Source organism: Chryseobacterium sp. POE27 (assembly GCF_039727685.1).
GTDB lineage: Bacteria > Bacteroidota > Bacteroidia > Flavobacteriales > Weeksellaceae > Chryseobacterium.
Map to the genome: position 1 here is coordinate 3,266,484 of NZ_CP152475.1, position 12,885 is coordinate 3,279,368.

Annotated in this window: 16 protein-coding genes; 3 read left to right on the forward strand and 13 right to left on the reverse strand. The window is 36.7% G+C overall.

Annotation, left to right across the window (positions count from 1 at the left end; genetic code table 11):
• Positions 1-106 precede the first annotated feature (106 nt).
• Positions 107-622 carry a hypothetical protein gene (locus AAHI02_RS15570; RefSeq protein WP_346984021.1) on the forward strand — a complete coding sequence of 172 codons (516 nt, stop codon included), beginning with the start codon at positions 107-109 and terminating at the stop codon, positions 620-622.
• Between the two features lie 66 nt (positions 623-688).
• Here the strand turns inward: AAHI02_RS15570 and ribA are convergent, their stop codons facing one another.
• The 9 genes from ribA to AAHI02_RS15615 all read right to left on the reverse strand — a co-directional run bounded on the left by ribA (position 689) and on the right by AAHI02_RS15615 (position 7,698).
• Positions 689-1,285: a GTP cyclohydrolase II gene (ribA, locus tag AAHI02_RS15575; RefSeq protein ID WP_346984022.1), complete on the reverse strand. Its 597-nt coding sequence runs from the start codon at positions 1,283-1,285 to the stop codon at positions 689-691.
• Between the two features lie 103 nt (positions 1,286-1,388).
• Positions 1,389-1,760 (reverse strand): hypothetical protein, encoded by a 372-nt coding sequence (locus AAHI02_RS15580; protein ID WP_346984023.1) that lies wholly within the window; start codon positions 1,758-1,760, stop codon positions 1,389-1,391.
• Positions 1,757-2,371, reverse strand: coding sequence for a DUF4254 domain-containing protein (locus AAHI02_RS15585; protein ID WP_346984024.1), 615 nt, complete (start codon positions 2,369-2,371; stop codon positions 1,757-1,759). The genes AAHI02_RS15580 and AAHI02_RS15585 overlap by 4 nt, the downstream gene beginning before the upstream one ends.
• 16 nt (positions 2,372-2,387) lie before the next feature.
• Complete coding sequence (locus AAHI02_RS15590) at positions 2,388-2,594, reverse strand: twin-arginine translocase TatA/TatE family subunit (RefSeq protein ID WP_042721620.1); 207 nt, start codon at positions 2,592-2,594, stop codon at positions 2,388-2,390.
• 29 nt (positions 2,595-2,623) lie between these two features.
• Positions 2,624-4,189 (reverse strand): peptidoglycan DD-metalloendopeptidase family protein, encoded by a 1,566-nt coding sequence (locus AAHI02_RS15595; protein WP_346984025.1) that lies wholly within the window; start codon positions 4,187-4,189, stop codon positions 2,624-2,626.
• Positions 4,186-4,734 (reverse strand): DUF4292 domain-containing protein, encoded by a 549-nt coding sequence (locus tag AAHI02_RS15600; RefSeq protein ID WP_346984026.1) that lies wholly within the window; start codon positions 4,732-4,734, stop codon positions 4,186-4,188. The genes AAHI02_RS15595 and AAHI02_RS15600 overlap by 4 nt, the downstream gene beginning before the upstream one ends.
• On the reverse strand, positions 4,682-5,035 hold the full coding sequence (locus tag AAHI02_RS15605) for a hypothetical protein (RefSeq protein WP_346984027.1): 354 nt from the start codon (positions 5,033-5,035) through the stop codon (positions 4,682-4,684). The genes AAHI02_RS15600 and AAHI02_RS15605 overlap by 53 nt, the downstream gene beginning before the upstream one ends.
• 108 nt (positions 5,036-5,143) lie before the next feature.
• Positions 5,144-6,160: a sugar phosphate nucleotidyltransferase gene (locus AAHI02_RS15610; RefSeq protein WP_346984028.1), complete on the reverse strand. Its 1,017-nt coding sequence runs from the start codon at positions 6,158-6,160 to the stop codon at positions 5,144-5,146.
• Positions 6,161-6,279: 119 nt separating this feature from the next.
• Positions 6,280-7,698, reverse strand: coding sequence for an oligosaccharide flippase family protein (locus AAHI02_RS15615; RefSeq protein WP_346984029.1), 1,419 nt, complete (start codon positions 7,696-7,698; stop codon positions 6,280-6,282).
• A 203-nt stretch (positions 7,699-7,901) separates the two neighbouring features.
• On the opposite strand from AAHI02_RS15615, the gene AAHI02_RS15620 reads away from it, so the two are divergent.
• Positions 7,902-9,239, forward strand: coding sequence for a dihydroorotase (locus tag AAHI02_RS15620; protein WP_346984030.1), 1,338 nt, complete (start codon positions 7,902-7,904; stop codon positions 9,237-9,239).
• 110 nt (positions 9,240-9,349) lie between these two features.
• Here the strand turns inward: AAHI02_RS15620 and AAHI02_RS15625 are convergent, their stop codons facing one another.
• Both AAHI02_RS15625 and AAHI02_RS15630 read right to left on the reverse strand, forming a co-directional pair.
• Positions 9,350-9,538, reverse strand: coding sequence for an NAD(P)H-dependent oxidoreductase (locus AAHI02_RS15625; RefSeq protein ID WP_346984031.1), 189 nt, complete (start codon positions 9,536-9,538; stop codon positions 9,350-9,352).
• Complete coding sequence (locus AAHI02_RS15630; protein ID WP_346984032.1) at positions 9,507-9,953, reverse strand: NAD(P)H-dependent oxidoreductase; 447 nt, start codon at positions 9,951-9,953, stop codon at positions 9,507-9,509. The genes AAHI02_RS15625 and AAHI02_RS15630 overlap by 32 nt, the downstream gene beginning before the upstream one ends.
• Before the next feature lie 111 nt (positions 9,954-10,064).
• On the opposite strand from AAHI02_RS15630, the gene AAHI02_RS15635 reads away from it, so the two are divergent.
• Entirely contained in the window at positions 10,065-10,442 is a 378-nt protein-coding gene (locus AAHI02_RS15635) for a helix-turn-helix domain-containing protein (protein WP_346984033.1), read from the forward strand.
• A 121-nt stretch (positions 10,443-10,563) separates the two neighbouring features.
• Here AAHI02_RS15635 and AAHI02_RS15640 read toward each other — a convergent pair whose 3' ends face one another.
• Both AAHI02_RS15640 and AAHI02_RS15645 read right to left on the reverse strand, forming a co-directional pair.
• Positions 10,564-11,460, reverse strand: a complete 897-nt coding sequence (locus tag AAHI02_RS15640) for a helix-turn-helix transcriptional regulator (protein ID WP_346984034.1) — start codon at positions 11,458-11,460, stop codon at positions 10,564-10,566.
• Positions 11,461-11,737: 277 nt separating this feature from the next.
• Positions 11,738-12,745 carry an aldo/keto reductase gene (locus tag AAHI02_RS15645; protein ID WP_346984035.1) on the reverse strand — a complete coding sequence of 336 codons (1,008 nt, stop codon included), beginning with the start codon at positions 12,743-12,745 and terminating at the stop codon, positions 11,738-11,740.
• Between the last annotated feature and the right edge of the window lie 140 nt (positions 12,746-12,885).

The following is a 12,885-nucleotide window of genomic DNA, read 5'->3' on the forward strand; positions in this document are numbered from 1 at the left end:
AACAAAAATACAATTAAAATAATGATGGAAACAATGTTTTTGAATTTTTTGGTATATGATTTGAATACGCTTTATAAATAACAAACAATAACTAAACTTTTATAAAATGAAAAAATTTCTTCCAATTTTACTATTAGCCTTTGTAGGCTTATTTATATTCAGCTGCAAGGATGATGATACAGATTATGATACTTATTCAAAATCTACGGATGCCACAGGGACATTTACCAGTGCAGGAAACTGGACATTATCATTAGATATTAGAATTGAGAGTACAGATGTTGTATTGGTGTACAGAAGGGTAGGCAATACATGGCAGAGTATTCCTAAGACTTATTATTTAGATGATGTTTCAGGATATCCTACGGGAAGAGAGCTTGATTACAACTTTGATTTCAATACGCAGGAAGTAAACATCACAACAGCTGCAAACTTTAATCAGCAGACACAGATGTCACCTTCAGAGGCAACACAATATTTATCAAACCAAACTTTCAGAATCGTTTTGGTTCCGGCAAGTGCAGGTAAAAATATAAACACTGTTGATAAAACCGATTACAATGCAGTGATCAAATATTATAATATTGATGAATCAAGAATAAAGACTTATTCATTTAAATAAAAATATATCTTTTCAGTTTTTTATAATTACAAAAAAAGCTCCGGAATTTATTTCGGAGCTTTTGCTTTATTTATCGTTGTCATCAAGGAGATGACCAAAATAATCTTTCTTTGTCTGCAGATAACCTCTGCTGATTTCGTTGGCCGGTATTTGCAGAGGAATTCTTGAATTCAGATGAATATTACTTTCCTCTACATATTTTACCTTTTCAGGATTATTGGTAAGTAGATTGATATCTTTTATTTCCAGTAAATTCAGGATCTCAATGGCTACCCCAAAATTTCTGTCATCAGCGGGAAGTCCCAGTTTCAGATTGGCTTCCACTGTATCAAATCCTTTTTCCTGTAAAGAATATGCTTTTAATTTATTGATGATTCCGATGTTTCTTCCTTCCTGTCGAAGGTAGATGATAACTCCTCCATTTTCATGGATATATTTCATGGCAGCGTCGAGTTGCTGACCACATTCACATTTTTTTGAATGGAAAACTTCTCCGGTAATACATTCTGAATGGAAACGCACGTTCACAGGCTTTGAAAAATCTGTTTTTTCTGCGATAATTGCCATATGAGGCATCCAGTCATTCTCGTTTTCGGATAAAGCAATCATTCGGAAAGTGCCATATTCCGTAGGAACGTTGGACTCCGCCTGAATTTTAATCATTGATACCCCTTAATTAGTTTAATTTGCCTTGATATAGTCTTCAATTGCAGAAACATTGGTTTTTAATCTTACAAGATACCGATTAAGAACCTCGTTATCATCTTTATTGAGATTTACCCTCAGTTTCTGAACTTTTTTTATATGATTTTTCAAAGTCTTTAATAGCTTTATTTTTCCCATTCACATTAGCGGCATCTATTGCATAAAGATAGTTTTGCAGGCTGTACTTTAAAATAGTAATTTCACTGTTTAAAGCTGTGTCTTTGAATTGTGGGAAAGTAGCGATCAGATTGGAAATTTCTGAAGCATTTACATTACTTTTTATATTGATATCAATACTGTTTTCTGCTCCATTTTCAGAATCTGATCCTTTGGTTTCGCTATAAAAGCTGGTCGACAACGGAGAAAAATTTGGCTTTTCCGTTGCGCAGGATGTTATAATCAGTAATACTCCAAAAAAAAGTAATCGTTTCATTTTTGTTGCCCCTTTTGATATAGGACTGGGTTAAGACTTTCATCGTTGTACATTTTCATCTGTTTGTACACTTTCATCTTAACATCACCGTTCTCAATATCAGTAAGCAACTGATTAATAGAAGTCGAAAGATCTTCATGTTGAACAAGAAGGACATCCAGTTTTGCCTTACAATTGGCTCTGTGTTCTTCTGAAGCTGAATCTCTGTTTGCTTCTAACGACATATGATAAACCTTGAGTGCAAGAATTGATAGCCTGTCTACCGCCCATGCGATAGTTTCAGTATTGATTTTTGCGTCAGGTTTAGGAGTTACACTTTCAAATTTTTTAAGAAACCAGCTGTCTATAAATTCTACCAAATCAGTTCTTTTCTGATTGGAGGCATCGATCACTCTTTTAATCTTAAGAGCTTCAGCCGGATCAATATTTTCATCTCTAATTATATCTTCCAAATGCCATTGAACGGTATCAATCCAGTTCTTTGCATACAAAATTCGTTCCAAAGTGTCTTTTTCGAACGGGTTATTAATTAGAGTGTTAACGTCATCAGACACGTGATAATCTTCAATAGACTTATTAAAGACTTTCCATGCGGTCTCAGTAAAATTCATCGGGTTTTAGAAATTTTTAGTTGCTAGAAGAATTATTATTGGTGGTCTTGTTTTCAGAACCAGGTTTGTCCTCTTCCTTTACAGCATCTTTAAATTCTTTAATACCGGAACCAACTCCTCTCATTAATTCAGGGATTTTTTTACCTCCGAAAAGTAACAGAAGAATGATAGCCACGATCAGGATGTGTTGCCAAGATAATGACAATATTGTTAATGTATTCATTGCTAAATTTTTTACAAAGTTAATCTTTTTTAATAAGAAACCCAACCTAAAGGATCAACAGGTGTGCTTCCGTTCCATACCTGAAAATCAAGGGTATAGGTTCCGTCGAAATCCTGGCCGATCACTCCTACCGGGGTTCCTGCTGATACCTGCTGTCCTTTTGAAACATTCACGCTTCCTAAATTGGAATATATGGTGAAATAATTACCATGTTTAAGGATAACAGTCTTGGTTCCGTCACTGTTTGCCAATACGGATGAAACGGTTCCCGGAAATACAGATCTTGCCCTTGTTCCGGATGGTACAGAAATTTTAATACCATTGTTTTCTTCATCAATATTTTTGAATACTGGGTGTGGATGTCTTCCAAAGCGGTGAGTAATCTGCCCGATCTTATCTGCAGGGTAGCCTAATCTGCCTTTATTGTCTGCAAAATTACTTCCGGCAACTGTTGTAACACCATAGCTGGTCATTGCCTTTGTTTCTGCAGCTTTTTTGTCGTCTTCTTTCTTTTTGGCCAGTGCAGCTTCGGCTGCTCTTGCTGCTGCTAGTTTTTCAGATGCTTCTTTGGCCTTTGCGCTTGCTTCATCAGATGCTTTTTTAGCGGCTACTTTTCTTGCCTCATCCCGGGTAGTAGATTCTGCTCTTGCTGCCTCTTCATTGCGCTTTCTTTCTTCCTCGGCGCGTTTAGTGGCTAGCTCAGATGCTTTTCTGGATTCGGCTTCAGCGATAAGTCTTTCTTTTTCCAAAGCTTCAGCCCTTGCTTTGTTTTCAGCTTCAATTCTTGCTTTTTCTCGTTCTGCAGCAATTTTGGCAAGGCGTATTTTCTCAGCTTCTGCTTTTTTTCTGACTTCTTCCTCCGCTTTTGCAATCCTGATTTCTTCCGCAATAATCGATCTAATTTGTCCTTCCAGCACCTTAGACTGTGTTTGTTTTTGTCTCAGCTCGCTGGTAAGTTTAGATTCGTTTTTCTTAAAATCTGCTACGAGTTGTTCTTTTTGAGCCCTTTCAGCATTAATTGTCGTTAAATCTTTTTGTTGATTGACAAGCAGATTCGCCTTCTCTTTCACAGAATTCTGTTTCTGTGTGATAGACTGTTTTATTTTTGTGGCGGCAGTAGTAATTTCCGCTGCTTTTTTGTCCTGATAATCGGAGTATTGCTTTAAATATTGAACTCTTCGTATAGCCTCACCCATATTTTTGGCGGACAGAATAAAAGTAACTTTATTCTGAACACCTTTGTTTTTGTAGGCGTTGACCAGAACTTTAGCATAATTTTCCCGGAGGATTTTCAGTTCTCTGTTCTGACGGTTGATTTCCAACTGACGAAGATAGATTTCGTCTTCAATAAATCTCTTTTCCTTCTGAGTATTATTGTAAACCTTTTCTCTCAGTACCAGTTTCTTGTTAACATTATCAAGATAGGCTATAGAAAGTTTAGATTCATTTCTTGTTTTTGCTAAATCTGTATTTATCTGTGCAATTTGTTTTTTAAGTTCAGCATTTTGCTTCTGCAATTGTTCCTTTTTGCTGCTTTGGCCCTGATGGAGACCAAAGAATAAAATACCTATTAAAAAGCTAAATTTCTTAATCATTTAATCTCAATTTTCTTATAACTGGACGGCACAGAATAGGGTGTGTCCATCCTCGAAAAGTCAAATTTCGTATTTTCCAGTAAAATCTGACTGTTTTTTGAGCCTTTTATAATTATTTTAACATTTCTGGGTAAGCGAATTCCGTTGATTTCTTCCCAATTGCTGTATGATACATCAAGCTCATCAGGAGACAAAACATCTTTAAGATTTACGTTTAATAAATCATAATTGGTATCATAATTCAAAATAATATTGTACTCTCTTGTTTTTTCATCTGTAACAATTTTCTGAGTGACATTGGATGCCATTCTAAAGCCCTGGGCATTTTGAGTTAATGTAAACTGGGAATCGTTTATTTTAACAAAAGTGCGTCCTAATAGAATTTTTTCTAATGATTTATAATCAAAGAAATTAACATTCAGAAGGTTGTTGAGATAATCAAAATCTGAGTCGATGTATGTTTTGCTGGTTTTGTCCTGCCCTTTAATGCCTTCAGGAGTAGCGATTCCGCGGGCTACGGTAATGATGAATGCCGTAAGGTTCATCCATACTTTTTTTATCTTTTTCAATATAAATAGTAGCGTCAAGAGTCGGAATAAAACTTCCTGTTTCTACATTAACTTTACTGTTTATTTTGATTTGCTCAAACTGAGGAGTGGGAATCACATGTTCAAAAAATGGAAGTTTATTTCTTATTGGCTCATTGTTGTCTTTGGGATTTTGGTCTTCGCCCAATACAAAGGCGCTGTCAATATTAATATTTTTATTAACTTTTTTAGCTGAATTTCTCGTTTTACAAGAAGTTACAACAAAGAGCAATAATAGTACTATGATCCAGTTTTTCATGTATTTACCTTTTCAATTTTAAAAATTACCTTGCAATATTAACGCCAAACCACACAAAACATTTTGTGTGGTCTGAAGATAATTATTTACGTTGAATATTCCTCTTAATTATTTCGATAAGAAATCAAGAACCGAATAATCCCCCAAAGAAATTTCCCTTGCCACACCGAAATACTGTGCAGAATTTCCGATCATTGAATTGGAAAGATTTCCGTGATTTATTTTTGTATTTTCCTGAATCAGAGAGTTTTCGATGTTTGAATTGACAATCACCGTATTATTTCCCAAAGAAACACCAGGACCCACTTTTGAATTGGATATTTTTACATTTTCTCCTATAAAACACGGTGGAATGATCAATGAATTTTCAATCTGGGCCGAAGCCGGAAAGTGAGACATTTCTTCTTGCTCGTAAGCCAGAATTTTGCTGTTGGTTTCTACGGTCGCATTTTTGTTTCCGCAATCCATCCAGTCGTTTACTTTTCCGAGTGTGAATTTTGCACCTTTCGCTCTCAGGTTTTCTAAAGCGGTTGTCAATTGATATTCTCCGCCGTTTTTAATATCGTTATCCATCAGGTAATTGATCTCGTTCATCAGCTTTTCTGCGCTGTTGAAATAATAAATTCCGATGATAGCAAGATCTGAAACGAAGGTCTGGGGCTTTTCAACAAAATCTGTGATAAATCCGTAATTATCCAGTTTTACAACTCCAAAGGCAGAAGGATCTTCCACGCTTTTTACCCAGATTACCCCGTCGGAATTTTTATCTAAAATAAAATCTGCACGGAATAAAGTATCAGCAAAAGCAATCACCACATTTCCGGTCATAGACTGTTCGGCGCATTTGATGGCGTGTGCGGTACCAAGCGGGTCATTCTGATAATAGATGCTGCCTTTCGCTCCCAGCTTTTCTGCAATCTGAATCAGGGATTTTTCAATTTCCTGTCCAAAATCTCCGATAATGAAAGCGACTTCTTCAATTTCTTCTCCTGCGACTTTGGCAATATCTTCTACCAGCCTCTGTACGATTGGCTTTCCGGCGATAGGAATCAGAGGTTTCGGAACGGTAAGAGTATGTGGACGTAATCTGGAACCACGTCCAGCCATAGGAACGATAATTTTCATAAATTATTTAATATGTTTCGTTGAGTTATAATTTTGTATAAAGATAGTAATAAAACCAATGCTGAGATCGCGTTCTTCTTATTTCACGGAATCCATAAGCAACAAATAAAAGACCAAAGTTATTTTTTAATTCTCGACAGCAGCATATCTTTTTCAGAATAAATCAGCATACCCGCGTACACAGCGAAAAGTAAGTTGCCAACCCACAGATTGTAATCGAAAAATTCTACAATTGCGTAGCTGAAAATAATCAGCATTCCCAAAAATAACGTCATTTTACGGATACGGTAAGGGATAGGATAATATTTCTGACCTAATAAATAAGATGTTACCATCATCACAAAATAGGCTATAAAAGTGACCCAGGCCGAAACCATAAAACCATATTTCTTTAAGAAGACGAGGTTTAATACAATGGTTAACCCGGCTCCTAGCCAAGAAATCACAGTTCCGATTTTAGTCCTATCCGTTACTTTATACCAGGTTGAAAAGTTATAATAAATTCCAAAGCAAAGATTAGCAATTACGATAATCGGGATAATGTCAATTGCTGTCCAATATGAGCTGTTGGGAATTAAAATCTGTTTCAGCCATGAAATATTGGCAATAATGCCCATCGCAACAGTTGATGCGAAGAACGTGAAATATTCTGTTACTTTAGCATACGTATTTTTAGCATTTTCATTATTCATTTGCTTAAAGAAAAATGGCTCGATTCCCATCCTGTAAGCGGTTACAAATAAAGTCATCAGAACTGCCAGTTTATAACATCCGCCATAAGCTCCGGCATCTTCTTCAGGAATAAACCAAATCTGAATGGCCTTATCAAAATTTTCATTAAACATAAAAGCAAGGCCGGCAATCATGATGGGCCACGAATACTTTATCATCTTCTTGAAAAGATCAACAGAAAACTCAATCCTGACTTTGAAAACTACTGGAAGCAGCAAAACAAAACCCATAAAACTTGCCGCCAGATTGCTGTAGAAAGGAAAAGAAACTATTTCTTTTAACCCGAAATCATGAGATATTTTTAAAGGAATATAGAGAAACAAGGCAAGAGTCAAAACGGTCTGAAACAACGATTGTAATACCCTTACCATCGAATACTTTATGGGTTTATTGTTGTAACGGAGCCAGGCAAAAGGAATAACACAAAGGTTATCAAAAAATGCTATCCATGCAAACCAGCGGATATATTCCGGGTTTGAAGAATACTTTAAAGTGTCTGCAATAGGTTGAGTGAAAATAAGACATCCCAGTAGAAAAAGTGTGGATAATCCGAACAGAACCCAAAACGAAGTGTTGAATGTTTTCTTCTGATTATCTTTCTCAGAGGAAAAACGGAAGAAGGCAGTTTCAAATCCAAAAGAAAGAAGAATATTAATAAAAGAAATTAAGGCATAAAGATTTGAAAATATAGCAAAATCTTTTTTATCAATCTGATCAATATATAATGGATTTAAAACAAATAGAATGACTCTCGGCATAATCGCCCCGATACCATATATAATTGTTTCGTTAAGAAGCTTCTTCAAAGTCTGAAATTTTTATGCAAATGTAAATATTTAGAAATTGATTTGTTGTCGGCGGGGTTAAAATTCATTCATAAACCTTAATTTTGCTTTTATAGAAGCTAGAGATTAGAAGTTAGAAATTAGTGATCAACTTGATGTCTTATTTATAATGTATAATCTTTAAAACTAGCTTCTAATTTCTAACATCTAATTTCTCGGTAAAAATGAAGACCTTAATCAAAAATGTAAAAATCGTCAACGAAGGTAAAATCGTTGAAGGTGATGTTTTAATTGAAAACGATTTAATCTCCAAAATAGACACCCAAATTTCTGACGATGCAGAACACCTCATTGATGGGGCAGGAAAATATCTTCTGCCAGGAGTGATCGACGATCAGGTGCATTTTCGTGAGCCGGGACTTACCCATAAAGGAGATATTGAAACAGAATCAAAAGCTGCCATTGCGGGCGGAACGACAAGCTTTATCGATCAGCCCAATACCGTTCCGAATGCTGTAACGCAGGAATTGTTGGCAGACAAATATGAGATAGCTTCTCAAAAAGCATATGCGAACTATGGCTTTATGATGGGTGGGACCAATGATAATCTTGAAGAAGTCCTGAAAACAAATCCGAGAAATGTTCCGGGAATTAAATTATTTCTAGGCTCTTCCACCGGAAATATGCTGGTAGATAATCCGGAAACCCTGGAAAATATTTTCAGCAATACCAAAATGCTGATTGCCGTTCACTGTGAAGATGAAGCTACCATTAAAGCCAATACCCAAAAATATATGGATGAATACGGGGAGGATATTCCGGTAAAATTTCACCATTTGATCAGAAGCGAAGAGGCGTGTTATAAATCTTCCTCAAAAGCAATCGAGCTTGCGAAAAAAACAGGGGCGAGACTTCATGTTTTCCATTTGTCGACGGCAAAAGAAACAGAGCTTTTCAGAAATGATATCCCTTTAAAAGATAAAAAAATTACGGCGGAAGTTTGTATTCACCATCTTACTTTTACCAATGAAGATTACGATACCAAAGGCGGACTGATCAAATGGAATCCTGCCGTAAAAACACAAAAAGACAAAGACGGTCTTTGGGAAGCTTTGCTGGACGACAGGATTGATGTTATTGCCACCGATCACGCGCCACATACCTGGGAAGAAAAGCAGAATGTTTATACCAAATGTCCTTCCGGGGCACCACTTGTACAGCATTCATTAGTTGTGATGCTGGAGAATTATAAAAATGGCAAGATTTCTTTAGAAAAGATTGTTGAAAAAATGGCGCACAATCCGGCTATTCTTTTCAGAATTGAGAAAAGAGGTTTTGTAAGAGAAGGCTACAAAGCAGACCTGGTGCTGGTTGATCTGAATGAAAACTGGACGGTCGCCAAAGAAAATATCCTTTACAAATGTGAATGGAGTCCGTTGGAAGGGATGAGTTTCGGCTCTAAAGTAACTCACACTTTCGTTAATGGAAATCTTGTTTATGAAAACGGAAAGATTAATGAACAGAAATTCGGGGAACGTTTGCTCTTTGAAGTTCAGGAATAAATTATAGTAAAGCTGAACCAATAGAGGCTGGCTTTAATTCACTTTATTAGTAAACTCTCACAGATTTCAGGATAACTTTCCGGATCTGCGAGAGTTTTTTATGATTTAAGTTAAGCAATGACAATACTTTCAATTCCTTTGCTTAATGCGGTATCCTGCACAACAGGAAGTCCAAGGCCTTCTGCGCGGAAAACACTAATATCCGTAATCCCGATGAATCCTAAAACGCTTTTCAGATAAGGAACTACAAAATCATATGATTGATAATCACCTTCTGAAAAAATGGAACCGCTGGCCACCGCGATATAAGCTTTTTTTGTTTTTTACCAATCCTTCAAAACCATTTTCTGAATAACGGAAAGTCATTCCGCCGCGTGCAATATGATCAATATAGGCTTTCAAGGCAGAAGGAATTCCAAAATTATAGATCGGAACAGAGATAATAATAACATCTGAAGCATGTAATTGCGCAATCGCATCATCAGAGCGTTGTACGGCTGCATTTTGTTCAGGAGTTCTGCTCTTTGCAGGAATGAACCAGGAATCTACCTGTTCTTCACCCAAATGAGGGAACGGATTTTTTAACAGATCTAATGTCGTTATGGTATGCTCAGGATATGCTTCCTGCAATTTTACCTCGATGGCATTTCCTAATGTTCTGCTCGCCGAACCGTTCGTTCTCGGACTTGAAATAATATGAAGTACATTTTTCATTGTTTGAATATTAAAATTTCTTCAGCAAAATTATGTACATTTGCTTATGAAAAGTAAGTAGTGAACAAAAGGTTAGTAGTAACCTTTTTGTTAGTTATAATCTTTAAACGTATGGAAAATCAGGATCAGATTTGTAAAAATGCATGTAAGGTTACCTGTAGCGAGAATCTTGCTGCGGTAGAAGATGCATTGTATGTGATTTCAGGAAAATGGAAACTGAAGATCATTATCGTACTTCAGGAAATGGGTAATATTCGGTTTAACGAATTACAGAGACTGATTCCCGGAATTTCTGCGAGAGTTTTGTCGAACGAGCTGAAAGATTTAGAGCTGAACGGCTTTGTAAAAAGGGTAGTCCATGCAGAACAGACGCCTGTGGTAGTAGAATATATTTCGACCGATTACAGCCGAACGCTCAAATCTGTAATTATTTCACTCTCAGAATGGGGCAAAACACATAAAAGAAACATCAGAGAAGATGCTTTTTAAAATTATCAAGATTAAATTTAACCGAACATATCATCTCTTACAGATTAACAAATGAAGTAAATTTTTACGCAATCATCTGTGAAGATCTGAGAAAAATCTGTGGGAAAGAATTAGAAGGCTATTAATTAAAAGACTGCCTGAATTCCAACGGCGACATATTCGTTTTCTTTTTGAACAGCGTACTGAACGACTGCGAATGCTCAAACCCCAGTTCGTAAGCAATCTCACTTACCGAAAGCTCTGTTGTTGAAAGCTTCTCTTTTGCTTTGCTGATCAGCTTTTCGTGAATGTGCTGCTGGGTATTTTGCCCGGTATGAACTCTCAGAAGGTCACTCAAATAATTCGGGGAAAGATTCATTACCTCTGCAATTTGATGAACGGTTAATAAACCTTTTTCAGATGATTCTCTATCAAAATAATCATTCAGGAAAGATTCAAATTTTGCTAAAAGCTGATGACTGCCACTTTTTCGGGTAATAAACTGCCTTTCGTAGAAGCGTTTAGAATAATTCAACAGCAATTCAATCTGCGACAGGATAATTTCCTGGGTATGATGGTCGATATGCTGACATTCCTTATCAATTTTATACATGATTTCAAGCAGATCATTCTCTTCATCTTCAGACAAATGCAAAGCTTCATTCACGGCATATGAGAAAAAACCATAAGAAGAAATAGTTTTTGCCAAAGGATGTTTCAATAGAAAATCTTCATGAAAAACCAACAGGTAGCCTGTATTTTCGCAATCCATCGTCTTCAGATCCAGATACTGAACCTGGTTAGGTGCTGTAAAGCTCAGGACACCTTTATCATAATCATAATGCTGCTGTCCGTATTTTATTTTTCCCTTCGCATTGCGTTTCAGAGCGACACAATAATGCTTGCTTACAAAACCATCCCACACTTTATCTTCAATAAAAATACTTTCATAAAGATTGATTATACTTACCATAGGATGCTTCGGTTCCGGCAGAGAAAGCAATTTATGAAATGCCGAAATAGATTTTATTGTGTTCATAGCTTTTAAACCTTTTTAATGATAATTTGGGCGCCTTTTTCCGTCTTCCACTCCCGCTTTTTTGTTCCGCTTCGCTCCACAAAAAGAGCTCCGTTCAAGCCGGGACGCGACATTACTGCGTTTATAAATCTAGCAGTCTGTCATTCTGACGAAGAAAGAACCTCACAAATAAATAAGGGGGAGATTCTTCACTACATTTCTGAACTACATTCGTAGACCTTCAGTCTATGTTCAGAATGACAAACTGTAGAATAATTTAAACAGTTAAAATTACAAATTAATAATCCAGCAATCCCATTCCAAATTCGTCATAGGTAGCTCCCGTATCCGTTCCCAGTGGAACAATACTTTCCAGCTGCTGAATTTCAGACTCACTCAGTTGAATATTTGCGGCTTCAATATTTTGTTCCAAATATTTTCTGCGCTTCGTTCCGGGGATAGGAAGAATCCCTTTGCTGATAATCCATGCCAAAGCCAGTTGAGATGAGGTTATATTCTTTTCTTTAGCCAGGTTTTCAATCGCGTTCACCAGCTCGATATTTTTATAAAAATGCTGTTCCTGAAAACGGGGAATTCCTCTTCTGAAATCATTTTCCGGAAGATCATCAATTGTGCGGATCTGTCCGGATAAGAAGCCTCTTCCTAAAGGAGAGTAGGCTACAAAACCAATTCCTAATTCATTCAATGTTTTAATAACTCCTTTTTCTTCAACGGTTCTTTCAAAAAGAGAATACTCACTTTGTACCGCAGAAATGGGGTGAACGGCATGGGCTTTTTTCACTGTTTCAGAAGACACTTCCGACAAACCGATATACCCGATTTTGCCTTCTTTTACCAACTCACTCATTGCCCCTACGGTTTCCTCGACAGGGGTGTTCTTGTCAAGACGGTGCATGTAATAAAGATCGATATAATCTGTTTTTAAGTTTTTCAATGAGCGTTCTACAGATTTTTTTACATAGTCTTTCGTTCCGTTGATCTTCCAGGTTACCTGGTCATTATCATCAATTTCCCATCCGAATTTGGTGGCGATGATATACTGATCGCGATTGCCCTCAATGGCTTTGGCAATCAATTGTTCATTCTTGAAGGGGCCGTACAAATCGGCAGTGTCAAGAAAATTTCCACCCAGCTCCAAAGAACGGTGAATGGTGGCGATGGCTTCTTTCTCATCGGTTTTACCGTACATATCTGCATCGCCAAAACCGGTCATTCCCATACATCCCAAACCGATATTGGGAACTGTTAAGCCCTGACTTCCTAATTTTACCTGTTTCAGTTTCATATTGTTGATTTTTATTGATACAAAATTCTGCAGAAATTCAAAACCGGATGTATGCAAAACGCTGATTGTCGTATGCAAATTACGGAAGTTATAATATAATGTTAACTGATATTGGATTTAACAGCAAAAGTTACAAAAGA